Raw genomic sequence first — 25,288 nt, 5'->3', positions numbered from 1 at the left:
ATCTCCTTTATGCGCGTAAGTGCTCCGCTTTCACAACCATTTGCAGGCCGTTAGTCAGTTGAACTCGCACATCTTCCTTATTGATTTCTACGATAGTCGCAGCCATGTTGCCTTTGCCCATGTTCACGTTCACTTCTTTACCAACGATCATTTCGTCAGCATTCAGAGCGCGAGTTTCTACTGGCTTAGCAGCTTTTGGTGCTTTGTTTTGCTGTGGGCGACGGGCTTGAGGCTTTTTAGCAGCCGGTTTAGCCTTTGCTTTACCTTCTTCGCGAGCTTTTTGAGCTTGCTCTTTACGACGAGCTTGTACTTTCGCTTTGCTTTCTGCCAATGCAGTTTTCGCGTGCTCTACGTGTTCTTCTTCTAGTTCACCCGCTGGGTTACCGTCTAGGTCTACACGAGTTGCGCCAGGCTTAACACCGTGTAGGTAGCGCCATGATGAAGTGTACTGTCTTAACGCTGCACGAAGTTGGGTTTTACTTACCTTTGGATCATCGCTTAGACGATCTGCAAGATCTTGAAAAATACCAATTTTAAGAGGTTTTGCTTCACCTTCTAAAGTAAAGCACTTAGGGAAACATTCAGCAATATATGCGATAACTTCTTTGCTGTTTTTTAACTTTTCAGTGTTTTCCATGAGGATTCCTGGTTATTGCGGCTTGTCCGCGAGCATTAAGATAAATATTTCAGGTATTATAGTGACCTGCAAGGGAAAAACCACAGGGAAGAAGCAATTTATGCCTTGATAGCGTGTGAATTAAGCAGCTTTTCTACTTCATTCATCAAAAATGTTATGCCCTGCTCATCTATCTCACTGAATCTGCCCACTTCTGGACTGTCGATGTCTAAAACACCAGCAACCTCACCATTGATTGAAAATGGAACAACAATCTCTGAGTTGCTTGCCGCATCACAAGCAATATGGCCTTCAAACTGATGAACGTCATAAACGCGTTGCACAGTATTTGTCGCGACAGCAGTACCACAAACACCTCGTCCAACAGGAATACGAACACAAGCTGGTTTGCCTTGGAAAGGACCTAACACCAGTTGTTCTTCTTTGATTAAATAAAAACCAACCCAGTTGAGCTGCTCTAACTCCATGTTCAATAACGCACTAAGATTAGATAAGTTTGCGATAAGGTCCGTTTCATCTTCTAGTAGTGCGACAGCTTGTTTTGTTAAGCGTTGGTATTGTTCAAATGTCATAGTTACTGCTTTTTCCATTTTGAATTTCGAGACTTCCTTAATGAATTTACGTACAATCGTCATAAACCATTAAATAGTAAGCATTCTCATTATAATGAATACTTCTTCCAACACTATTAGCCGTTCTTGGTTGATAACTCAAGTAAAAAAACACAAAGCTAAACTGGTTTTGGCCAATGTGATTGCAATTATCGCCACTTTGGTCAGTGTCCCAATCCCACTTCTCATGCCTTTGATGGTCGATGAAGTGCTGCTGAACAAACCGGCAGAAGGCATCGCAATGATGAATGTAGTACTGCCTGCCTCTTTACAGACACCGACCGGTTACATCTTCCTGACACTATTAATGGTGATACTGATGCGCAGCGTCAGCCAAGCGCTGAACATCTTGCAGAACCGACAGTTCACGCTGGTGTCGAAAACCATCACCTACCAGATGCGCAGCAAAATGATCGATAAGCTTGGGCGCATCAGTATTCGCCAATACGAAACGCGCGGTAGTGGTAGCATTAACGCTCATCTGATTACTGACGTCGAAACCATCGACCAGTTTATCGGCTCTACCCTAAGCCGCTTTCTGATCAGTTTGTTGACCGTACTCGGCACCGCAGGCGTTCTGTTGTGGCTAGAGTGGCGCTTGGGTTTGTTCATCTTGTTGGTCAACCCAATTGTTATCTACTTTTCACGTAAGTTGGGTAACAAAGTCAAACACTTGAAAAAGCAAGAAAACCAATCGTTCGAGAAATTTCAAAATCGGCTGGTGGAAACACTCGACGGCATTTATCAACTTCGTGCGGCAAATAGAGAGAAAGAGTTTCTTGATCAACTCAAGCGACAAGCTAATGATATTCGTGTTGACGCGGACAAATACGCTTGGCAGACCGAAGCAGTCAACCGCGTATCCTTCTTGCTGTTCTTACTAGGATTTGAGTTATTCCGCGCGGTGGCGATGCTGATGGTGCTGTTCAGTGATTTAACTATCGGCCAAATCTTCGCAGTATTTGGTTACTTGTGGTTTATGTTGACGCCCGTCCAGGAGCTATTGGGTATTCAGTTTTCTTGGTACAGCGCTAAAGCCGCGCTGGGCAGAATCAACTTACTGCTTGAGTTAGAAGAAGAGCACCGCCCGCCAAGCAAAGTAAATCCATTTAAGGACGAACAAGAAGTCGATGTGCAAATCGACAACGTCTGCTTCTCATATAACGAAGAAAACCAAGTGCTCAACAACTTAAGTCTACACATTCCTGCAGGGAAAAAAGTGGCATTGGTTGGTGCAAGCGGAGGCGGAAAATCGACGCTAATTCAGCTCCTGATCGGCGTATATCGCGCAAATTCAGGTTCAATTCGTTTCAATGGTGAGACAGTCGACGATATAAGCTATGACGTGATACGTGACCAGATAGCCGTTGTATTACAACAACCTATACTATTTAACGATAGTTTGAGGCATAATCTCACGCTTGGTGCCCAGTATGACGATTTAAAACTCTGGCACGCTTTAGAAGTTGCTCAACTGCAAGACGTAATCAGTCAGTTGAATGACGGTCTAGATACACAAATAGGCCGCAGTGGTATTCGATTGTCCGGAGGCCAACGCCAACGACTCGCCATTGCACGCATGATTCTGAGCGACCCTAAATTTGTCATACTGGATGAAGCAACGTCTGCTCTAGATACCGCGACTGAAGCTGCTCTTCACAAAGCGCTTACGGAATTCCTCAAAGGACGAACCACACTGATCGTCGCGCATAGGCTTTCCGCAGTAAAACAAGCGGATATAATCTATGTTTTAGAAGACGGACAAGTTACGCAAGCGGGTACACATGGAGAGTTGGTTGAACAACAAGGCTTATATCAAACTCTATACGGTAGCGTGCAGTCGCACAGCTAATCCCTACCCTCAGATCTTAGTAGGAGGCTTGCGATGAGCCAGTCTCCTACTTGCTCACATCGTTCACCACTTTCAACCGTTCGCTTATGCCAAGGCTGTGAGTTACCCGTCGATAGCATTTCTATTGCAAAGGGCAAAAACGCGTATTGTCCACGATGCGGTACCCAGCTCTATCGCGGTGGCAATCCATCTTTGTCAGGCAACTTAGCTATCGCTATCACCTGTTTGTTACTATTTATCCCTTCGCACTTTTTTGACTTCATTAGCATTCGCCTTGTTGGCGTGATGATCCCGGCAACACTACCTGAAGGGATTTGGGCGCTAATTCAAGAAGGGTTTCCGCTGCTCGCGCTACTGATCGTTTTTTGTAGCTCAATCGCACCCTTATTAGTCTCTTCGTCTGTGGTCGTCGCCCACCTAGCACTTAAATACCGCTCTTTTAAGTGGTTAAAGTTATCGTTGGCGACCATTCAGCACTTAAAAGCGTGGGTGATGATCGATGTGTTCTTGGTCAGCTTAGCGATCTCTTGCTTTAAGCTCCAAGATTACTCAGATATTTTCATCCGCTCTGGGGCATTCGGGTTACTCTTGTTGCAGCTCTCCACCGTACTGTTGGTAACGCGAGTCAGCGTTCGTCGCTACTGGGAAAACTATTTACCCGAAAATCAACTCAATGCTGGCGTCAAAAAGCTACACTGTCACACATGCCACTTATCCCAACCTGAAGGTAATGCGTGCCTACGCTGTAAAAACCCGATTCACCATCGTAAACCACAGTCGATTCAGAAAACTTGGGCTTATCTAATTGCTGCATCAGTCGCTATTTTTCCTGCCAACTTGATGCCGATTTCGATTTTGATTACCAATGGCCAACGTCTTGAAGACACCATTTTCTCGGGAGTCGCCTCTTTAATAAACAGTGGCATGACAGGTATCGCTATCATCATCTTTGTCGCGAGTATTGTCGTGCCTATCGCCAAGATCTTGGGCTTAACTTACCTGTTGCTCGCTATCAAATTTAAACGACGAGTGTTCCACCGACAGCGGATGATGATGTACTTTATTATCAAATGGGTCGGCCGCTGGTCGATGATGGACTTGTTTGTTATTTCGATCATGATGACTTTGCTCGACCGCGGGCAAATTCTTGATTTTACACCGGGTTACGGTGCAGTCGCTTTCGGCCTTGTCGTCGTCTTCACAATGTTAGCCGCTGAAAGCATAGATCCACGCCTAATTTGGGACAATTATAAGAACCCAGAACACAGTAGAGAGTCGTTAAATGAGTAACCCTACTCCTTCGCAAAAGTCATACTCGCCAGATGTAAAAAGCGTTCGTGGCTTATCTCCTTTGTGGTTATTGCCAATATTGACTTTAGTCCTAGCGGGCTGGTTAGTATTCAAAGCGATCCAAGATGCTGGAGAAAGAGTACAAATCTACTTTTCGGATGCACAAGGCTTAGTCGCGGGCCGCACCACCATTCAGTACCAAGGTCTGGAAGTCGGTATGGTACGTGATATCAAGCTTGCAGAAGACTTGGGCAGTATCTACGTTGACGCAGATATTTACCCAGAAGCGACCAAACTATTGGGTAAAGGCACACGTTTTTGGATGGTAAAACCGACCGCTAGCTTGTCCGGTGTCTCTGGATTAGACGCGTTAGTCTCGGGTAATTACATTGCCATCTCACCGGGTGAAGAAGACACCGACGCAGAGACGGTGTACAAAGCACTTGAACGTGCGCCTTCCGATATCCTTGCTCAAAAAGGCTTGAGTATTACACTAACAGCGCGTGACTTGGGCGGCCTCTCTATCGGCTCTCAAATCATCTATCGTAAGATTCCAATCGGTGAAGTGTATAGCTATCAGCTCGATGAAGAAGCTAAGAACGTGCTGATTCAGGCGTCTATCCGCGAGGAGTTCCGTCATATCATCACCGACGACAGTCGCTTCTGGAATGTGAGCGGTCTGGGTGCAACCATCGGCTTTGATGGCGTCGATGTGCGTTTAGACAGCTTAAGTTCTCTTATCGGCGGCGCAATTGCTGTGGACTCACCAGATGGCGGTGAACCCGTGGCCGAGCACTCTGAATTTAGACTCTACCCTGACCTAAAAACGGCCGGCCGAGGTATTGCAGTCAAAGTAACGCTGCCGGACGATAATAACCTCAGCGCATCTGCACCAATCATGTACCGTGGGATTGAAATTGGTCAGGTGACTGACCTACAGCTGCGTGATGAGCGCAAAAACATCGTCGCTTCCGCTGCTATTCAACCCGCATTTAGCGACATGCTGACTTCGGGTACGCGATTTATCCTAGAAGAAGCCAAACTGTCATTGTCGGAAGTTCGCAACTTATCTAACTTAGTCAAAGGCAACTACTTGACGATAGTGCCAGGAGAAGGCAAACGCGCGCGTAGTTTTAACGCGATTAGGCAGAATGACTTCGACCGCCAGCAAGCTCGCTCTATCTCGGTACAGCTTATCGCTGACAACTCTTTTGGACTCGATAAAGGCGCCAATATCCTATACAAAGGCATCACCGTGGGTTCGGTTGACGCAGTGAAGCTTGTCGATGATCACGTCAGCATCGATACCCTAATCGACGTCAACTACGCTCACCTGATCAAATCCAAGAACCGCTTTTTCGTCACCGGTAGCGCCAGCGCCGAGCTGACCGAGTCTGGTTTAAACATTAATGTACCCCCAGCGAAACAGTTACTGACTGGCTCGATTAGCTTTGTGAGTGAAGGAACAAACGATACGCTCAAGCAATACAAGCTATACCAAAACAAATCTCTAGCTGAGTTAGCAAAATACAATTTATCGGGTTCGACCAAGCTCACCATGTATGCCTCGCAGTTGCCTCCTATCAGTAAAGGGAGTCCACTGCTCTATCGCAACCTGCAAGTTGGTACGATTTCAGATTTTAGCTTGGTAGATGGTGGCGTAGTTATTACTGCAAGCATAGAAAACCAGTACAAATATTTAGTCACCGACCAAACCGTGTTCTGGAATCGCTCAGGAGTTGAGGTCGACGCAAGTCTCACTGGTATCAATGTTACCGCCGCGCCGCTTAAAACACTTGTTCAAGGCGGTATTGCGTTTGATTCCCTACCCGGCGTCGAGAACAAACTTAACGGCAAGTGGCGATTGTACGAAAACTTTAAGATGGCACGTAAATATGGCCAAGTCATCACTCTGACGTTTGACGGAGAAAATACCCTCGTTGAAGGAACTGCAATCAAGTACAACGGCGTACAGGTGGGTGAAGTTACTCTAATCGTTCCAGACTTTAAACGCGAACACGTTGAAGTCACCGCGCGTATCCTGCCAGAGTTTGCTGATAAGATTGCCAAAGCAGACTCCTACTTCTGGATAGCGAAAGCTGAAGTGGGTTTAAGTGGCGTGAAGAATATTCAAAACCTACTTAGCCAATCGATCAATGTAGCACCGGGCAAAGGTGAACCTGCGAGTCAGTTTACCTTGAACGCCGAAGCGCCTGTGAGCGACAGCGTGACCTTTACTCTACAGAGCGAGAGTCGTGGCTCAGTGAGCAAAGGCACGCCTGTGCTCTATCGTGAGATGGAAGTAGGACGCGTTACATCAGTGGAACTTGGTCAGTTTGCCGACCGCGTTGTCACTACGATAAGCATCAAACCTGAATACGCCTACTTAGTCAGACAAAATAGTGTGTTCTGGAATACTTCTGGTTTGGACGTTTCCATTGGTATTTCTGGCGCAGATATCAAAGCGGGCACGGTTGATAGCCTAATTCGCGGCGGCGTTACATTCGCTACTCCACAAGATAAACAACTGGCACCTGTTGCCAAGCAAGGTCACTCGTTCTACCTCTATCCAGCGGCAGAACAAGAGTGGAAACAGTGGCGTACCGCGATCCCAAAACCTTAATTGACCACGTTTAAACCGATAAAACGCAGCTCTTCGCTGCGTTTTTTGTATTAATTCGGTATAATCCGTGCCCCTTTATCGTTCCTAGAGAAAGAACATTGCACTCTAACGTTTATTTGCCTCAGGCTTTCCTTGATGAAATCGCAGCAATCCTTCCCAAGCAACTCAACATGGAAGACTTTGTTGCCGCATGTCAGCGTCCGCTAAGAAAGAGTATTCGCGTCAACACGCTTAAGATTTCTGTCGAACAGTTCGTTCAACGTGCTCAAGAAAAAGGCTGGCAATTAAGCCCTGTACCTTGGTGCGAAGAAGGTTTCTGGATCGAGGCGGATGAAACGATTGTTCCTCTAGGAAATACAGCCGAGCACATGTCAGGCTTGTTCTATATCCAAGAAGCGAGTTCGATGATGCCCGTTTCTGCGCTGTTCAATACGGAAGAAGACCAGTTTGACAGCGTTCTCGATATGGCGGCGGCTCCGGGTTCAAAGACCACGCAAATCGCGGCGAAAATGGAAAATCATGGTGTGTTGGTAGCGAATGAATTTTCTGCAAGCCGAGTCAAAGTGCTTCATGCAAACATCGAGCGCTGTGGCGTGCGCAATGCTTCTCTGAGTAATTACGACGGTCGTGTGTTTGGCGGTTGGCTACCTGAACAGTTTGAGGCGGTATTGATCGATGCGCCGTGTTCGGGCGAAGGAACCGTGCGCAAAGATGCGGACGCGATGAAAAACTGGAGCAAAGAATCGGTTATCTCGATTTCTGACACGCAGAAGGACCTGATAGAGAGTGCATTTCATGCGCTTAAGATTGGCGGCACCATGGTGTACTCAACTTGCACTCTCAGCATCGAGGAAAACCAGCAGGTCTGTCATCACCTAAAACAGAGCTTTGGCGATGCAGTGGAATTCGAAAGCCTTGTCGACCTATTCCCTGGCGCAGAAAAAGCACTGACGGAAGAAGGCTTCTTACATATTTTCCCGCAAGTTTATGATTGCGAGGGTTTCTTCGTTGCGCGTATTCGTAAAGTGGGTTCAGCACCAGCGCCGCAAGTGAAAAAGCGTTTGGGTAAGTTCCCTTTTGAGAAAGCTAGCCATAAAGTTCAGGCCGACGTGGCAAAACAACTGGAGCAAACACTGTCTATTTCGCTACCAAACGATGCGAGTGTGTGGCTACGAGATAAAGATGTGTGGTTATTCCCTAATGCGCTTGAACCTATGTTGGGCGAGTTCCGTTTTTCTCGCATGGGGATCAAAATTGCTGAAGCGCACAAAAATGGCTATCGCTGGCAACATCAGGTAGCAACAGCATTGGCGACGGGTGAAGAAGCGATTTCTGCTTCACTAAGTGTTGACGATGCCCGTGAGTGGTTTATGGGACGAGATGTGCGTCCTGAAGGTCAATCGGGTAAAGGTGAAGTGATCGTCAAACTGAGTGGTGACGTTATTGGATTAGGCAAATGGGTAGGCAATCGTATTAAGAATGGTCTGCCAAGAGAGCTGGTAAGAGATAAAAACCTATTCTAAACGGTAGTAGCCCAGTATGAAATTCTGAGGCGCTCTGGCTAATTGTAACGTATGCACTAGACTTAGAAAGACTGAGCATACAAAGGCTCACACAATTAGCGCAGGCTCTTTTAGAGCCCTTTCCCCTATGCCCAGAGCGCCCAACGCTTTGGGCTTTTTTTGTGTGAGTTAACGCTTGGTTAACCCACACAAAGATAGAGCAGTGTTAAGCCAGTCGAATGCCGTCTTGGTCAATTACGATCTTACCTTGTTTGTACAGACCGCCAATGGACTTCTTAAACGTCCCCTTACTGGTACGAAACGCAGCAAAGATCGCCTCTGGGCTTGATTTGTCATTCAATGGCAAGAAACCACCTTTCTTTTCCAACAGTTCAAGGATCGACTCGCTCAAATCGTCCATTTTCGCCACGCCTACCTTTTGCAGTGACAAATCAATCTTGCCGTCGTCACGAACGCTCTTGATGTAACCTTTGAGCTTCTTACCAATGAACAGTTTACCGAACACGTCTGATTTGAAGATCATTCCCCAGTGCTGACCTTCAACAATCGCTTTGTAACCTAAGTCACTGCGCTCAGCAATAATCAAAGAAACCTGTTGGTTGCGGGTGTAGTTCGCAGGTGTTTTATCCAACAGTTTGTTGAATTTTGTTGTACCGACAATACGTCCAGACGCTTTGTCTGTGTAGACGTAAACCAATACGTTTTGTCCAGCAGTGAAGCGCGCACGCTGCTCGCTAAACGGAATCAATAGGTCTTTGCCTTTGATGCCCCAGTTAGCGAATGCACCGGTGCTATTCACACCTTCAATTTTCATTAGACCCCACTCGCCGACTTGTGCGATTGGCGTTTCAGTTGTAGCGACCAGCTGGCTATCAGAATCGAAGTATAAAAATGCATCAATAGTGTTACCTACCTCAGTGCCTTCAGGAACAAAACGGTTAGGTAACAACACGCTACCGTAATCGCCAGCATCCAAAAACACGCCGAAATCTGCCTTTTTCACTACTTCTAAGTGGTTAATCTGACCAACTTTAATCATTTAAACTGTCTCTTGTTAAATTTGCGGTGATTATAACGAATCTCTGTTATGCTTTCGCCAGTTATTCACACTTTTTTAGGAGCTTTTCATTGATCACCGTTGATAAGCAGGACGGCATCACCTTAAAAGTATCTCACGCGATGGCTTCAACCAAGAAATCGACTGTCGACTTGTACTTTTTCATTCCCGGTGAGTTAGGTCTTTCTGCAGATGTTCTGAAAGAGAGTGAGTTTTACTACGAATCTCTGGTTCAGAAACGGGCTTATTACAGTGACAAAACGCTTCTACCTTTGGTTCACAGCCGCCTAGCAAAACGCGGCCGACTCTCCTCTACCCAATACCGAGTAAGTTTGAGTTTGTTCGCTTACCAGTACGTCATCGCGCTGGATAAAGCTATCAGCCAACTCAACGAAAACAACAAAGAATCCGTGACGATTGATGAAGTCGATGAAGTCATCAACTTGGCACTCGATATCCTTAAAAAGCTCCGTCGTGGTATTCCTTACGAAGAAAGTTTAAAGCGCTACTACGCCAACATCGATAATTATCTCTCTTGGTATACAGGCCAGCGATTGATGTCTTTAGTTGCCCATATGCCACGTGAAGGCGAATACAAATCGATTAAAGAAAGCCTGTTAGCAATCGTTGAGAAAGAAGCTGCGCATCGTAAGCTCAACAACTACAACTCGGAAAGTGTACGTGACGACGTAACGCGGCTTAGCAACAAGATGCGCCTACTGCGCCGCTTGATTGAACACCCTGTTGTACTACAGGAGAAAACGCAGTCGCTCGGCAAAAACATGAAACGTATGGTAAAAGGCAGTGCGACTGGTTTCGTCATGGTGTTCGTAACCATCACCGCGATTCTGGCACGTGACTACTGGGGCGAAATTACCGTCTCGTTTATCGTTTTAATGTCTTTCGTCTATGCGCTGCGTGAAATCTTCAAAGACGACTTGCGCGATGTGATGTGGCGTTGGCTTCGAAAAGGTCGGCCAAAGTGGCGAAAGCTCTATTTGGACCCAACCACAAAAAAAGCCGTCGGACAGAAACTCGAATGGCTCGACTATAAATCGCTGGAAAAACTTCCGGACAGAATTAAGTTAATCCGTAAAAAACGAGTCGTACAGAGAGAAGAGAACATTCTCCACTATCGCTCTGCGGTGGAAATGTCGACCTCAAAATTTATGAGTGGTTATGAGGAAACACGCGAGTCTTTGCTCGTCAGCATGCGCCCGTTGATGCGTTTGATGGATAAAGGGTCAAATAAGGTGTACACCTTAAATAACGGTCAAGTCAGTCGAGAATCGGTGGAAAAGCGCCACCTTATCAACTTGATTGCGAAGGAGAACAACCACGACGGTAATCCGAAATACTATCGCTGGAAGATAGTACTAAACCGAAGCAAGATCGTCGCGGTTGAACAAATCGAAGTGGATGACATCAGCCACCCATTTTCTTCAGTGAAAGAGTAAGCATAAATTCCGCCATCGGTTCGTTACCATGCAGAGACGGGCAAATGGCGGTAATTTTAACCGCTTGATTAACCCTTTCTCCGGTCTCAAAGGTTTCGTCTAACATCTTGTCAATCAGCGGGCCGTCATCGCATACAAAATGCACATCGGCCTCAGGGCGCTTTAGGAACTGCCCCTCTACTGCTTTAAACGCAAGCGAAACCTTCTCGCCACGCTCCTGAGCTTTACTCATTGCCATAAAGCCACCAGCCACATCTGCGCCAACCGCAAGCACACCAAAATACATGCTGTTTAAGTGGTTCTTAGTTTTTCGTTTTAGAGGGATCTTAATCTCAACACTGTTGCGATCCAGTTTGAGAATTTTAGGCCTGCAAATCCAAATTAAAGGAACTTTGAAAAAGCCAAACGACTTTAAATAGAGATTTGCTTTAGTTAAGGGAGAGAGCATAAGGTGGTCCGATTAGTAGTTTTTATCCACCCCAGTTCATAACGAACAAAGGCCAATGTCAACATTTTATTAACATTAGCCTTAATAACAGTGAGGATTACCCCAACTAAAAGTTACATTGTCACTACTGTTTCAATTTGTGGGTTTTCAACAATGTATTCCTGAATTTTTGGGTAGTCCGCTAAGCCACTGCTCGCGATAAGCACCGTTTTATTGCTCGCAGAAACCGCTTTAGTTGTCATGATAATAAGGTCAAGCACTGCCTCACTTTGTGGGTCAAACAAATAGCTAAGTTTTTCGTTAAAGCGATCGACACCAAGCGTAAACTGCGCCAAGTTTTCCAAATTAATCACCACACCGTCAAAGTAATGCAACAGTCTTTCTGCCAACAGTGCCGCAGACGGAACGTCAATGGTGTAAAACACTTTGAGTCCGTTCAAGCCACGCGGTAAACCTTGTTCCGCAAGCAGGTCGATGACTTTTGCCGCATCTGACAGAGCGCGAACAAAGGGTACAACGATTTCGACCGTAATGCCCTGCTCTTGCAACGCTTTAATCACCTTGCACTCAAGGGCAAAAGTATGGCTAAACTGCTCAGAAGCAAAACGAGACACGCCGCGCAAACCTAACGCGGGGTTGATTTCAGCTTCTTCTACTTTCCCACCCAGTAGCGAGCTGAAGCTATAGCTCTCAGCATTGCTTAAACTGACGCGAATCGCTTTGTGCTCTGGTTTAATGCTACTCAGGATCTGTTGAGTCAGTGTCGAGACAAAATGTTCCTCTAGCGCAACCTCACCCAAAATAGCGGCAATCGACGCCGATTCGACGCTATCAAGTTGTTCTGAGATACGACCAAATTCAGGATGGTAAAAGACATGCTCCATAATCATGTCAGATAGGGATACAAAAAGATGAGCATCACCGCTTACAGAATCAATCGCGGGAAGTGACTCTCCTAAAATAAGTGCTGGATGCAAACCACTTGAAGTTTCTAGACTCATTACTGCTCCGTGCATAGCGTTATTTATTGTTATACAAAACATACCCATTGATATAATCGAGCACAAGAGTAAATAACATTTTTAAGCCATAAAAATGCATAGTTTTTCACTTTACGCTTTAACCACATGAAGAATGTCGATAAGTGGTTTATTCCTTTGAATGTTTCCGTTATCTTTATCGCTTCGCAATAAAAAGAACAGGCTACAGTATGCCACTCAAAACCGATGAATTAAGAACCCAACCTTTGGGTCCAATGCCAACTCCGGCAGAGCTAGGAAGCGCCCACCCTATTACGGACGATGTCGCGGAACGCATAGCTGAGTCTCGTCGTCAGATTGAAAAAATTCTAATAGGAGAAGATGAGCGTCTCCTTGTGATTGTAGGTCCATGCTCAGTACACGATACCAATGCCGCACTTGATTACGCAGAGCGTTTAGCGCATGTGCAAGATCTTCATAAAGATGAATTATTCATCGTTATGCGTACCTACTTTGAAAAGCCACGCACGGTTGTAGGTTGGAAAGGACTAATTACTGACCCGAACCTAGACGGTTCTTACGCACTTGAAGCAGGCCTTCACAAGGCGCGTAAACTGCTTTTAGACATTAACAAACTTGGCCTTGCCACTGCGACCGAGTTTCTCGATATGATCACCGGCCAGTACATCGCAGACTTGATCTCATGGGGCGCGATTGGTGCCCGTACTACTGAGTCTCAAATCCACCGTGAAATGGCGTCTGCGTTGTCATGCCCTGTTGGTTTTAAAAACGGTACGAACGGCAACATTAAGATTGCAATCGATGCAATTCGCGCGTCAAAAGCCTCTCACTACTTCTATTCTCCAGACAAGAATGGACGTATGACGGTATACCGCACCAGCGGCAACCCATTTGGTCACGTGATCCTTCGTGGTGGCGACAAAGGGCCAAACTTTGATGCTGAGTCAGTCGAAAACGCGTGTAAACAACTGGCAGAATTTGGTTTGCCGCAACGCCTAGTTGTCGACTTCAGCCACGCTAACTGTCAAAAACAACACAGAAAGCAGCTAGAAGTAGCTCAAGATATCTGTGAGCAAATTAAATCAGGTAAAAACCAAGTGGCTGGCATCATGGCAGAGAGCTTTATTGTTGAAGGCAACCAGTCTATGGCAGACATCAACAATCTAGCTTATGGTCAATCGATCACTGACCCTTGTCTGAGCTGGGAAGACACAGCTAAAATGTTGGACATGTTGGCCGCTGCTGTTAAAGCGCGATAAATACAATCAGAGGAAACTATAATGCCATCTTTTGATATCGTATCTGAAATCGATACTGTTGAACTGCGTAACGCAGTAGACAACGCTTCTCGTGAGCTGTCTACTCGTTTTGATTTTCGTGGTGTAGAAGCATCGTTTGAGATGCAAAAAGATGAATCAGTAAAATTGAACGCTGAAGGCGACTTCCAGCTCAAGCAAATGCGCGATATCTTGCGCTCTCACCTGTCAAAGCGTGGTGTAGACGTTAACGCGATGGAAGCAAAGCCTGAAGAAGCAACAGGTAAGAAGTGGCACCAAGTTGTTGTGTTCAAACAAGGTATTGATACGCCAATGGCGAAGAAAGTCGTGAAAGCGATCAAAGATGCCAAGCTAAAAGTGCAAGCATCTATCCAAGGTGAAAAAGTACGTGTTACAGGTAAAAAACGCGATGATCTGCAAGCAACAATTGCACTGATCCGCGAGGCCGAGCTAGGTCAGCCGTTCCAGTACGAAAACTTCCGCGACTAAGCGCTTATACGCTATATAGAAAAAACCGCCTTTTGGCGGTTTTTTTACATTTTCGGTACGAAATCTACTGACTGCCAAGTTTAATATGCAGGTCGTTGCTTTTAAGCAAGTTAAACTGCGCAGAACTAGGCAGGACAAACACCACGATTCGCAGTTTGTTTTGCTTTGCTTCACTCAGTTTATCAGCAAGCTCGCTATCGCTAGCGTATTCGCCTCTCTCTGCGTCACGCCTGGTCAAATCAATAAATGCATACGGACACTGTTGTGGGAACAGCACCAATTCCGCTTCCTGCATAATTCTCAGCGCTTTAATCGGCAACATTTCTACATCGTCGCCAAAATCAATCCAAGTTATGCTTCCTTGCTCTGAGACGCCACTTTTCAACGTGTCTTGATACAAAGCTTCCAGTTCTGCTCGAGTTTCTGCTTTATCACTACGTGGGTCAGCAAAGAAGTTCTCCCAAAACTTACGCCGAGAATCAACACTCGGTAAAGCCTGCTTGATATCATTACGCTTAGACGCACCATAATCAGCAAGCAAGGCTAAGTTATGCGGTAGCGAAGCTTCAAGCTTCTCTCGAATATTTCTCACCAAAACTGGCGAGGCGCCACCGCTTGAGATCGCCAGTTGAATACGTCCACGGTTGATAATCGAAGGGGTAATGAAGTCGCAGTACGGTAGGTCATCAACCACATTAACCAAGATACCAAGTTGCTTTGCGTCTCGGTGAACTTGGTGGTTGAGTTCAGGGTTGTCTGTAGTCGCCCAGACTTGAACGAACTTCGCATCAAGCAACTCCTTGGAATAGAAATTCTGGATCCAGATACACTCTTGTGAATCTACAAGCGTTCTTAAGTAGTCTTCTATTTGCGGTGATACGATGGTCACCATCGCCCCTGCCCTAACTAATGTGTCTACTTTACGGCACGCAACTTCACCGCCACCCACAACAAGTACAGGTTTGCCTTTGAGATTCAAAAACAGTGGAAAATACTGCATTTCATTCCTTGAATAATTCGACTGACTAATTGGACGATACTACCAAAAATAGGGCAACAACTTAAATGGGTCAGCCTTCCATATAAAATAATTCACCGAATTTATAACTATTTTTAGCATTAAAAACTAAAATGATTCTTATCAACAATTCTTAAACTCGTATTCAGACATTGGTTTAGCGTGTGTATTCTGTTGCACCAGTAATGTGAACCCTTGCACTATTTACATTCCGTTAACACTTCGTCATTCTAATTGCAGATCGGGTTTGTGAGTCCAATCAAAATTCTATTTAAATTATACATTTGAGAATTCACAGATCCTTTCCTACGCTTATAAACGGTTGATTTGTATACAGCGAAAATCAACCAATAATGAAGAAACACAACATATTTTCATTTGTTGTATCAGGTGTTACCTGGTTTAACATGGATCATACAGGACGGATACAGATGACAAATAAACTAACACTCCTTGCTTCAGTTGTAGCTGCATCTACTGCTTTTATGGCTACGAACGCTTCAGCAGCAGATAGCACGCTTGATAAGGTAACTAAACAAGGATACCTAACTTGTGGTGTAAGTACTGGTTTGCCAGGTTTCTCAAACCCTAACTCAAAAGGTGAATGGGAAGGCATCGACGTAGAATACTGTCAGGCGCTTGCAGCGGCTGTACTAGGTGACAAAACTAAAGTTAAATATGTTCCTCTAACCGCAAAAGAACGTTTCACTGCTCTGCAATCTGGTGAGATCGACGTTCTATCTCGTAACACGACTTGGACACTGCACCGCGATACGGCTCTCGGCCTTAACTTCGTCGGTGTGAACTACTACGATGGTCAGGGCTTCATGGTTAAGAAAGACCTTGGCCTAAAAAGCGCAAAAGAACTTGATGGCGCTTCAGTATGTGTTCAGTCAGGTACAACAACCGAGCTAAACCTAGCAGACTACTTCCGTAACAACGGCATGTCTTACAAGCCAGTAGTATTTGATACAGCTGCGCAAACATCTAAAGGTTTCGACGCGGGTCGTTGTGACGTTCTTACCACTGACCAATCAGGTCTATACGCACTGCGTTTAAACCTAGAAGATCCGAAATCTGCACAAGTTCTTCCTGAAATCATCTCTAAAGAGCCGCTAGGCCCTGTTGTACGTCAAGGCGACGACCAATGGTTCAACATCGCTAAGTGGACACTAAACGCGATGATTAACGCAGAAGAATACGGCATTACGTCGAAAAATGCAGACGAAATGCTTAAGTCTGACGATCCAAACATCAAACGCATCCTTGGTGTCGATGGTCCTAAAGGTAAAGGTTTAGGTATCCGTGATGATTGGGGCTACCAAGTTGTCAAGCAAGTGGGTAACTACGGTGAAAGCTTCGAGCGCACGGTTGGTGCAGGCTCTCCGCTAGAGATTTCACGTGGTGTTAACGCACTGTGGAACGCGGGCGGCTTTATGTACGCGCCACCTATCCGTTAAGCAAGACATACCTACAAAAAGGGGCGGTATTCGCCGCCCTACTTACAAAAATGGATTTGAGGTTGAAGCTGTATGAAACCTACTGATACTGCTGCGTCGAAGCCGGTTAACGGGCCATCTTCAAGCGCGAGCCTAATTTACAATCCCACCTTTCGTTCAGCCGTATTTCAGATTATTGCGATACTTGCGCTGATCTTTTTCTTTTACACGATTGTCAACAATGCACTAAATAACTTGGAAGCCCGTGGCATTGCTACTGGTTTTGGTTTCCTCAATCAAGAAGCGGGCTTTGGGATTGGCCTTACATTGATTGAATACAATGAAACCTACTCTTATGGTAGGACGTTTATTATCGGCCTGCTAAACACTGCTTTGGTTTCGTTTCTGGGCATCATTTTGGCAACGGTTATCGGTTTTGTTGTCGGTATTGCGCGTCTATCGTCGAACTGGTTGGTCAGTCGATTTGCCGCGGTTTATATCGAAACGTTCCGTAACATCCCTCTTCTTTTACAGATTTTCTTTTGGTATTTTGCTGTACTGCAAGCACTGCCTTCCGCAAGACAGAGTATGAGCTTAGGTGAAGCCATCTTCTTGAACGTGCGTGGATTGTATTTCCCCGCGCCCGTGTTTGGCGAAGGCTCTTCAGTGGTCATTGCGACGTTCGTGATCGGCATTGTAGCTTCGGTCCTAATCAATATTTGGGCTAAAAACAAGCAGCGACTGACGGGTCAACAAACGCCAATGGGTCGAATTGTTTTGGGCTTGGTGGTGGTACTACCAACTATCGCTTACTTCGTTATGGGTTCACCAATCTCGGCGGAATACCCAGAGCTTAAAGGCTTCAACTTCCGTGGCGGTATCAGCATCATCCCTGAACTTGCTGCGCTACTTTTGGCACTAAGTATCTATACCGCTTCGTTTATCGCAGAGATTGTTCGTTCTGGTATTAATGCGGTTAGCCACGGTCAAACGGAAGCAGCAATGTCTTTAGGTTTGCCTCGCACCAGAACATTAAAACTGGTCATCATTCCTCAAGCTCTGCGTATCATCATTCCACCATTAACAAGTCAGTACTTAAACCTGACGAAGAACTCGTCGTTAGCAATGGCGATTGGTTATCCAGATTTGGTGTCTGTGTTTGCGGGAACCACGCTTAACCAGACAGGTCAGGCGATCGAAATTATTGCGATGACAATGGCGGTTTACTTAACGCTAAGTTTGGTGACGTCTGCGTTAATGAACCTATACAACCGTAAAGTTGCGCTGGTGGAGAGATAAGCATGAAAATACATCAATTTCAGCCTGATCTACCACCGCCAGGCAACACGGTTGGTTTCGTAGGTTGGTTACGTAAAAACTTATTTAACGGTCCAGTCAACTCTGTACTTACCGTTATTATCGCCTACTTTGCCATTTCACTGGTTTGGACGGTATTTGACTGGGCGATTCTTAAAGCGGATTGGGTTGGAACAACCCGTGACGCATGTTCTCGTGATGGTGCGTGTTGGGTGTTCATCAGCGTTCGCTGGGAGCAGTTCATGTACGGTTTTTACCCACAAGCAGAATTGTGGCGCCCTCGCCTGTTTTACATCACATTAGCTATCTTCACTGTGTTACTCGCGTATGAAAAAACGCCGAAACGCACATGGATTTGGCTGTTCTTCGTCAACATATACCCGTTCATTATTGCCGCACTTTTGTACGGTGGCGTGTTTGGGTTAGAAGTTGTCGAGACTCACAAATGGGGTGGCCTACTTGTTACGCTGATCATCGCACTTGTCGGTATCGTAGTGTCGCTACCAATCGGTGTAGCGTTAGCCCTAGGTCGACGCTCAGATATGCCGATCATCCGAAGTATTTGTACGGTCTACATCGAGGTTTGGCGTGGCGTTCCACTGATTACCGTGCTGTTTATGGCATCGGTAATGCTACCTCTGTTCCTTTCTGAAGGTTCTGAGACAGACAAGCTGATTCGCGCCCTTATCGGTGTGGTGATGTTCAGTTCAGCCTACATGGCGGAAGTGGTACGTGGTGGTCTTCAAGCGATTCCAAAAGGTCAATACGAAGCAGCCGATGCGCTTGGTTTGAGCTACTGGAAGAAAATGGGGTTAATCATTTTACCTCAAGCGCTAAAAATTACCATTCCATCAATCGTAAACACCTTTATTGGCTTGTTTAAAGATACCAGTCTGGTTCTCATCATCGGGATGTTTGATGTTCTGGGTATCGGTCAAGCCGCGAACACCGACCCTGAATGGTTAGGTTTCGCTACAGAAAGTTATGTATTTGTCGCGTTAGTGTTCTGGGTATTTTGTTTTGGCATGTCGAGATATTCGATCTGGCTAGAAAACAAACTTCATACCGGTCACAAACGATAATCAGAAAGCTCAAGGACGTATTATGACGCAACAGCAAGATTACATGATCCAAATTCAGGATATGAACAAGTGGTACGGTGAGTTCCACGTACTTAAGAACATCAACCTAAACGTGAAAAAAGGCGAGAAAATCGTTATCTGTGGCCCTTCTGGCTCCGGTAAATCGACTATGATCCGCTGTATCAACCGTTTGGAAGAGCACCAAAAAGGACATATTTATGTGTCTGGTAACGAACTGACGGAAGATTTGAAAAACATCGAAGCGGTTCGCCGTGAAGTGGGTATGTGTTTCCAGCACTTTAACCTGTTCCCTCATCTTACTGTGTTAGAAAACTGCACATTGGCGCCAATTTGGGTTAAGAAAATGCCGAAAGAGGAAGCGGAAGCCATTGCGATGAAGTACCTAGCGCGAGTAAAGATTCCAGAGCAGGCCGATAAATACCCAGGTCAGCTTTCTGGTGGTCAGCAGCAGCGTGTGGCAATCGCCCGTTCTCTATGCATGAATCCGCAAGTAATGCTGTTCGATGAACCAACCTCTGCACTCGACCCTGAAATGGTACGCGAAGTACTGGATGTAATGGTTGAGCTTGCGGAAGAAGGTATGACGATGCTTTGTGTAACGCACGAAATGGGTTTCGCAAAAGAAGTCGCTGACCGAGTCATCTTTATGGATGCGGGTGAAATCATTGAAGAGAACAACCCTGTTGAATTCTTTGAGAATCCGCAGTCAGACCGTACGCAAAACTTCCTGTCTCAAATCCTAAGCCACTAATACATTCATGGCGCAGAAACAAAGAGGCGACTTAGGTCGCCTCTTTCATTTGTGTTACATCTAATTTAATTTGAACACATACAAAGCAAAAGTTATAAAACTTACTGCTAAGTAGTCAAAACACCATGCTCACTAAGGCATGAGCAGTACTATTTGAAAGTAGGATGAACTTAGCATACGCGAGTCGAAATACTAATTGGCTTCCTTCTTCAGATAGGCTTCTACTTTTATCAGTGTTCTTTCCTTGAGCCTTTCTATATCGTGTTTATAAGTGGTCCCAACCTCGCGGTTTCTTACTTGTTGCTCTGCGTTTTTGCACGATAGCGACAAAGCATCTGCCCCCGCAGTAGCACTTGTACCAGCGAAATCATGTAGCAAATCAGCCATTCGTTCTGGTTGATTTTCCACTTGTTTCATCGCAGCAGAGATATGGGTAAGTTCAGTTAAAAACTGTTGCAACAGTTTTAGATAAACACGCTTGTTTCCCCCCATACGTGAGATAGCGATGTCTGGAGAAAAGAGTCGAGTTTCAGAATGTGTATCTTGCTGGTTGGTGTGGAGTTTGAGTTCCTTCTTATCTGACAGCCCTTTAGACAAAACACTTGTCAAGAGCGCTAGATCTATCGGCTTAGGTACAAAACTACTCATTCCTGCCACTTGGCACTGCTTGCGTATTTCGATAGTCGCATTTGCAGATAACCCAACGATGAAAAGCTCGTTTCCATGCGGTAGGCGTCGCAGTTTTCGGGTTGTTTCCAACCCATCCAAGCCTTCCATTCTGATATCCATCAGGATTACATCAAAATTTTCCGTAGACACTTTATCTAGCGCATCTTCGCCGCTTCGGGCGGTACTAACGACCATGCCAAAACTTTCAAGTAATGCGGAAATCATTTCAAGGTTCATGTTGTTATCATCAACCGCTAACACATTTCTCCCCCGTAAGGCTAGATTGGGCTCCAGCCCTTTTTCCCGCTGTAAGGTAGCTTCGTTAGGATAACGACAATGCTCAACTTCTAGTCTAGCGGTAAATCGACACTGAGTTCCTTTGCCTAATTCACTGTCGATTTCAATATCACCCTGCATCAGCTTCGCAATCTGTTGGCTTATCACTAGTCCTAGCCCTGTTCCTCCATATTTTCGCGTTGTGGCAATATCGACTTGCTGGTAATGGTTAAAAAGAGTCGATAGCTGTTCGGCTGTCATGCCAATACCGGTATCGTTAATAGTAAAAGTCAGATCAACTGTCTCATCCGAATGGTGGTTAGCAACAACATTAAGGCTAACTTCACCCCGATGAGTAAACTTCACAGCATTACCCACTAAATTGATCAACACTTGTTGCAGCCGTAGTGCATCTCCGAGCAAATAAGATGGTACGTTACGATCAATATTGACGCGAAAATCAATATGATTTTGAGCGGCTTCTAAGTTGAGCACATGACTCACATTATCAACCACTTGCTTTAAGTTAAAAGAGGTGTGTTCAAGTTCCAGTTTCCCGGCTTCAATCTTAGACAGATCGAGTACACCACTGATTAAGTGGGCTAATGCGTGAGAAGCCACGTCCACTTTACAAAGATAGTCTCTCTGCTCTGCATTTAGGTTGTCCCTCAAACAGAGGCGAGTAAAACCGATGATGGCATTGAGCGGGGTACGGATTTCATGGCTCATGTTCGCTAAAAACTGACCTTTGGCCCTGTTAGCGTCTTCCGCTTCTTGTTTGGCACGTTGCAGCGCTTCTTCACTTTTGTGGAGCGCTATTTCGCGTTGACGTAATTCCGAGATATCAGTGGCAGTCAGCAGTACGCCCTGTAACTTCCCTTGGTGACTGTAGAACTGCTCTCCTTTAATTAAATAGATGGCAACCGTTAGTGTTCCATCACTACGAAATAACCGACTTTCTAATTCTAAATGGCTGAGGCGGTTAATGGTCTGAACAAGGTTAGAGGTATTGCTGTCAGCGTTACTCACCCCTTTTTTCCGCATACTTTCCAGCGCATCTGTTGGCACTATCGCATCCACATCCAAGGTACCTAAGCTTTCTTCGTCCCAGCCTAGATGCTCTGAGAATACGCGGTTGATTTGTGTAACTACGCCATTTCGATCCGCAACAATCAGTAGGCTGTCCATTGTGTCATTGATACTACGAATGTAAGCATTCAATTCCAAAAGCTGTTTGTTTTTCTTTTTCAGCGCGTTCCGTTGGGACTCGATTTCCAGTAGCATTTCATCCATTGCTTTCGTTACCGCCAACAGTTGCTGTTCTTTGGCTGTACCTGCTGCATAGAGCGCGTCAATTTCTTGCTTCAATTGCTTCACGTCTTGTTCGGGATCTATACTCCCACCATTGCTCAACGTGTTCTGAGTGTCATTCATGATCATTTACTGCATGCGGCCAACAATGCGCTACACGAAGCACCTCTTTTGTTACGGTGTCGACTGCATTTTCAACACAGGGAGATAACTCCGGATGAAAACTTTTGACACTTTCTATCTGCACACCTATCAGCCCTAACACAGGGCATGGGTCAATAATGGCTTGCACGGCGTTGAGCAAATAACTTAACCCACCACCATGATCTTCAGTATTTACCTCTTGGCGAGCTAGCTCATTAACGTCGATGTATCGCCAACTCCCGGCGGAATCTCCCAAATCACAGGCATCAATCATGAGCACATGGTCGCAATCAGTGAAGAAAGGCAACGCATTTAAACCAGCAATACCACAATCAAATACTTTCGTCTGCGCGGGTAACGTTTCACCGAGCAAATTTGACGCAATCCTTGGTCCGATACCATCATCACCGTGTAATTGATTCCCAAAACAGAGCACATGCAACATAGTGTATCTCTCATAAACCAAAGTGAATCTTACGCCGGTCTGGCAGCATATGAACCGTACACACTAAACATGGATCATGAGACCGAATAATGTGACCAATTAATAAAGGCGCTTTGGTGTCATCCTCAACAGGTAAGCCAAGTAAACTTTGTTCCCAATGTCCATGCTGACCCTGAGCATCTTTAGGGGACGCGTTCCAAGCGGTGGGTGTAATGATCTGATAGCGATTGACGACACCGTCTTTGATACTTACCCAATGACCTAACCCACCTCGTGCGGCTTGAACTAGGCCAAAACCCTGACCATCGATTTCTGATCGCGGATCGGGAGGGATAAAGTGTTCGTCTGTGGCGTTGTCAATCAGCGCATCAATTAAGCGCAACATTTGATAGAGGCTGAACCCGATACGACGCAGGCGCGAAAACTGTCGTAACCAGGTCGACGCTCCCTCTTCGCGAAATAGCGATTGGATAAGCTCATCACCACCGATGAGAAGTTCTGCCATCGGCCCCGTTTGTACAACATCATTTCCATAACGTGGTGCTTTCGCCCAAGTGTAACGGTCGCTGTCTGGCTGAAAATCGGGAAGCGTCTCACCAATAGATGGATGCTTCCCATTTTTATAGGGCTTAAACCAAGAATGGCGTACGTGCTCATTAATCAGGCTCTGGTCAAAGTTATGCACTTCTCCATCTGTTGCACGATAGTACCCTGATTGGAACACCATGTTTTGGGGCGAGTCAGCATCTGAGATCGCACCATAGCTGAGCATGTTTTCCACTCCGACACCCAACTGGTGTAAGTTCAACTCTCTGGCAAAACGAGTAAATAACCCCACCGATGAGTGGCGAAAAACGTCATGCCCACCCAACAGCTCAAAGAGTTCTTTGCGGTGAGTCAGCGTCAGCCACCTGTCGAGGGGCAATCCTGTTACGCTATGTTCGTACCAACGAATCAGATTACTGACCGTATCTTTCGCTTCAATCAGTTTGCGAATCGTCGGTTTACTGACCACGCCTCCTGGTAAAATGTATGATGAATGTGGCCATTGTCCGCCGAATAAAGCCACAACACTGATAATGTCTCGGGAATGTGCCAATGCCTCTAAATGATGCCTTCCTTTGAACGGCTCAAACTTCGACATAACATCCGCGTATAGCGCATGTTTCTGATAGGACGGGTGACAGAAATCAACTAAAAACATAAGGAAAGACTGGCGAATATCATTTTGCACACTTTCAGTCAGCAGACATAAACTACGAATGCGCATCGCGTTATCGGGCACCGGAGTTTGCCAGATTTGCTCCAGCGCTAACGTGGCAGCATAAAGATGCGCCGTACTACAAATGCCACAGACTCTTGGGGTGATCACAGCCGCGTCGCGAGGCGTCCTGCCAATCATAATTTGCTCGAACCCTCGATACATCACGCCTACACACCTAGCATCGACTACCACATTATCTTCAATGTCCAACTCTAGTTCTAAGTCACCCTCAACTCTGTTGAGATCAATATTCAGTGTGCGTCTAACCATCAGGGCTCCATTTTTCGATTTTTGACGCGCGTTGGTGCGGCCGCTTTCGCTAAATTTTTATACGCCATATAATTGGCTCGCTCGACACCGACTGGCAACTTTACTGGAATAGGTCCCAGCTTTTCGGTGTGGAACATGTCTTCATCGCTGGGAAACTGAGGTGAAGTACAGCCAAAGCAAGGAACACCCGCTCGGGTCTTACTGCTTTTGCCATTCCAAAGATCCGTATTGCAAGTAGCTTGGGTGTATGGCCCCTTACAACCTAGATTGAAATACATACAGCCATTTGAGCCGAGCTCTTCTTCCTCAACGTCATATTCGTGATACTCGTTTCTGGTACAACCTTGATGGACTAGAGTGCTGAAAAACTCTCGAGGACGATGATGCTCGTCAAGCTGAAGGATGATCCCGCTGGCAATCATTGCAAGAGTTTTGGTGATCGTATTAGGATGCGCCGGACAGCCTGCAATATTAATCACCGGGAAGCCAGCTCCTGAACGCCACTCCGGTGGCAAAAGCCCTCCGATGCTCTCCTTGGTAAATTGTAAACCAACACAATCAGATGGGTTGGGTGGTGCCGCATGGACACCTCCGAATGCAGCACATGTTCCCACTGCAACGACATATCTCGCTTTATCGACCAAACGTGTCACCCACTCTTTTTTGGCTTTTTTACGGTATTGATCAAACATCCCTGTTCCGTCAGGTGCGGTAATGATACTGCCTTCAACGCACAAAATATCCAGAGCTTGTTTATCGTTCAACACATCATCAATGACGTCGTTCAGATCTCTTCCTACAGACAGTGAAAGTGAGGGCTGCCACAGCAAGTGCAATTGATACGTTTCTAATAGGTTGGCGACTGATGGACGATCAGCATTCAGCAACGCCATAGTATCCCCACCACAGCTTCCGGTCTGGAACCAGAGAATAGTCATTGCCTTTTTTGCCATGCTACGGCTCCTTAACCATTTACCTGAGTTGAGTATAGTCTACGATTCACTTAGCCCTTTGAA

General features: G+C 45.8%; 21 protein-coding genes. 11 read left to right on the top strand and 10 right to left on the bottom strand.

The genetic code is table 11. The features are described 5' to 3' along the window. Positions 1-7 precede the first annotated feature (7 nt). Both proQ and HCZ42_RS17530 read right to left on the bottom strand, forming a co-directional pair. Positions 8-637, bottom strand: coding sequence for an RNA chaperone ProQ (proQ, locus tag HCZ42_RS17535; protein WP_053408606.1), 630 nt, complete (start codon positions 635-637; stop codon positions 8-10). A 98-nt stretch (positions 638-735) separates the two neighbouring features. Next, positions 736-1,209 carry a GAF domain-containing protein gene (locus HCZ42_RS17530; RefSeq protein WP_167422064.1) on the bottom strand — a complete coding sequence of 158 codons (474 nt, stop codon included), beginning with the start codon at positions 1,207-1,209 and terminating at the stop codon, positions 736-738. A 94-nt stretch (positions 1,210-1,303) separates the two neighbouring features. Here HCZ42_RS17530 and HCZ42_RS17525 point away from each other — a divergent pair, with 94 nt between their 5' ends. The 4 genes from HCZ42_RS17525 to rsmF all read left to right on the top strand — a co-directional run bounded on the left by HCZ42_RS17525 (position 1,304) and on the right by rsmF (position 8,536). Then, positions 1,304-3,100 (top strand): ABC transporter ATP-binding protein, encoded by a 1,797-nt coding sequence (locus HCZ42_RS17525; RefSeq protein WP_167422063.1) that lies wholly within the window; start codon positions 1,304-1,306, stop codon positions 3,098-3,100. A 33-nt stretch (positions 3,101-3,133) separates the two neighbouring features. Further along, complete coding sequence (locus HCZ42_RS17520; protein WP_167422062.1) at positions 3,134-4,390, top strand: paraquat-inducible protein A; 1,257 nt, start codon at positions 3,134-3,136, stop codon at positions 4,388-4,390. Then, complete coding sequence (locus tag HCZ42_RS17515) at positions 4,383-7,013, top strand: MlaD family protein (RefSeq protein WP_167422061.1); 2,631 nt, start codon at positions 4,383-4,385, stop codon at positions 7,011-7,013. The genes HCZ42_RS17520 and HCZ42_RS17515 overlap by 8 nt, the downstream gene beginning before the upstream one ends. A gap of 98 nt (positions 7,014-7,111) precedes the next feature. Further along, positions 7,112-8,536, top strand: coding sequence for a 16S rRNA (cytosine(1407)-C(5))-methyltransferase RsmF (gene rsmF / locus HCZ42_RS17510; protein WP_167422060.1), 1,425 nt, complete (start codon positions 7,112-7,114; stop codon positions 8,534-8,536). A gap of 205 nt (positions 8,537-8,741) precedes the next feature. On the opposite strand, the gene HCZ42_RS17505 is transcribed toward rsmF, so the two are convergent. After that, complete coding sequence (locus HCZ42_RS17505; RefSeq protein WP_167422059.1) at positions 8,742-9,575, bottom strand: CvfB family protein; 834 nt, start codon at positions 9,573-9,575, stop codon at positions 8,742-8,744. A gap of 89 nt (positions 9,576-9,664) precedes the next feature. On the opposite strand from HCZ42_RS17505, the gene HCZ42_RS17500 reads away from it, so the two are divergent. Next, positions 9,665-11,050, top strand: a complete 1,386-nt coding sequence (locus HCZ42_RS17500; RefSeq protein ID WP_167422058.1) for a hypothetical protein — start codon at positions 9,665-9,667, stop codon at positions 11,048-11,050. Here the strand turns inward: HCZ42_RS17500 and HCZ42_RS17495 are convergent. Next, positions 11,019-11,498 carry a PaaI family thioesterase gene (locus HCZ42_RS17495; RefSeq protein ID WP_053408599.1) on the bottom strand — a complete coding sequence of 160 codons (480 nt, stop codon included), beginning with the start codon at positions 11,496-11,498 and terminating at the stop codon, positions 11,019-11,021. The genes HCZ42_RS17500 and HCZ42_RS17495 overlap by 32 nt on opposite strands. A 113-nt stretch (positions 11,499-11,611) precedes the next feature. Then, entirely contained in the window at positions 11,612-12,499 is an 888-nt protein-coding gene (locus HCZ42_RS17490) for a putative PEP-binding protein (RefSeq protein WP_167422057.1), read from the bottom strand. A 209-nt stretch (positions 12,500-12,708) separates the two neighbouring features. On the opposite strand from HCZ42_RS17490, the gene HCZ42_RS17485 reads away from it, so the two are divergent. Next, positions 12,709-13,758, top strand: coding sequence for a 3-deoxy-7-phosphoheptulonate synthase (locus HCZ42_RS17485; protein WP_167422056.1), 1,050 nt, complete (start codon positions 12,709-12,711; stop codon positions 13,756-13,758). 21 nt (positions 13,759-13,779) lie between these two features. After that, complete coding sequence (locus HCZ42_RS17480; RefSeq protein ID WP_167422055.1) at positions 13,780-14,265, top strand: YajQ family cyclic di-GMP-binding protein; 486 nt, start codon at positions 13,780-13,782, stop codon at positions 14,263-14,265. A 64-nt stretch (positions 14,266-14,329) separates the two neighbouring features. Here the strand turns inward: HCZ42_RS17480 and HCZ42_RS17475 are convergent, their stop codons facing one another. After that, complete coding sequence (locus tag HCZ42_RS17475; RefSeq protein ID WP_167422054.1) at positions 14,330-15,265, bottom strand: precorrin-2 dehydrogenase/sirohydrochlorin ferrochelatase family protein; 936 nt, start codon at positions 15,263-15,265, stop codon at positions 14,330-14,332. Between the two features lie 449 nt (positions 15,266-15,714). Between HCZ42_RS17475 and HCZ42_RS17470 the strand changes: the two genes are divergently transcribed. The 4 genes from HCZ42_RS17470 (at position 15,715) to HCZ42_RS17455 (ending at position 19,893) form a co-directional block, all read left to right on the top strand. Further along, a complete protein-coding gene (locus HCZ42_RS17470; RefSeq protein WP_167422053.1) occupies positions 15,715-16,743 on the top strand; it encodes an amino acid ABC transporter substrate-binding protein in 1,029 nt (342 codons plus the stop codon). A 72-nt stretch (positions 16,744-16,815) separates the two neighbouring features. Next, a complete protein-coding gene (locus HCZ42_RS17465) occupies positions 16,816-18,021 on the top strand; it encodes an amino acid ABC transporter permease (RefSeq protein WP_167422052.1) in 1,206 nt (401 codons plus the stop codon). A gap of 2 nt (positions 18,022-18,023) precedes the next feature. Further along, complete coding sequence (locus tag HCZ42_RS17460) at positions 18,024-19,121, top strand: amino acid ABC transporter permease (protein WP_167422051.1); 1,098 nt, start codon at positions 18,024-18,026, stop codon at positions 19,119-19,121. Between the two features lie 22 nt (positions 19,122-19,143). Beyond that, entirely contained in the window at positions 19,144-19,893 is a 750-nt protein-coding gene (locus HCZ42_RS17455; RefSeq protein ID WP_053408591.1) for an amino acid ABC transporter ATP-binding protein, read from the top strand. Between the two features lie 192 nt (positions 19,894-20,085). Here the strand turns inward: HCZ42_RS17455 and HCZ42_RS17450 are convergent, their stop codons facing one another. From HCZ42_RS17450 to HCZ42_RS17435, 4 genes are read right to left on the bottom strand one after another with little or no spacing between them, the layout of a single operon-like run. Further along, positions 20,086-22,272 carry a PAS domain-containing hybrid sensor histidine kinase/response regulator gene (locus HCZ42_RS17450; RefSeq protein WP_167422050.1) on the bottom strand — a complete coding sequence of 729 codons (2,187 nt, stop codon included), beginning with the start codon at positions 22,270-22,272 and terminating at the stop codon, positions 20,086-20,088. Beyond that, positions 22,265-22,738: a hydrogenase maturation protease gene (locus tag HCZ42_RS17445; protein ID WP_167422049.1), complete on the bottom strand. Its 474-nt coding sequence runs from the start codon at positions 22,736-22,738 to the stop codon at positions 22,265-22,267. The genes HCZ42_RS17450 and HCZ42_RS17445 overlap by 8 nt, the downstream gene beginning before the upstream one ends. Before the next feature lie 10 nt (positions 22,739-22,748). Further along, positions 22,749-24,272 (bottom strand): nickel-dependent hydrogenase large subunit, encoded by a 1,524-nt coding sequence (locus HCZ42_RS17440; protein ID WP_167422048.1) that lies wholly within the window; start codon positions 24,270-24,272, stop codon positions 22,749-22,751. Further along, entirely contained in the window at positions 24,272-25,225 is a 954-nt protein-coding gene (locus HCZ42_RS17435) for an NADH:ubiquinone oxidoreductase (RefSeq protein ID WP_167422047.1), read from the bottom strand. The genes HCZ42_RS17440 and HCZ42_RS17435 overlap by 1 nt, the downstream gene beginning before the upstream one ends. Between the last annotated feature and the right edge of the window lie 63 nt (positions 25,226-25,288).

Source organism: Vibrio hepatarius, from assembly GCF_011806575.1.
In the GTDB taxonomy this organism is placed as follows: domain Bacteria; phylum Pseudomonadota; class Gammaproteobacteria; order Enterobacterales; family Vibrionaceae; genus Vibrio; species Vibrio hepatarius_A.
This window is presented reverse-complemented; position numbering and strand designations above follow the sequence as displayed.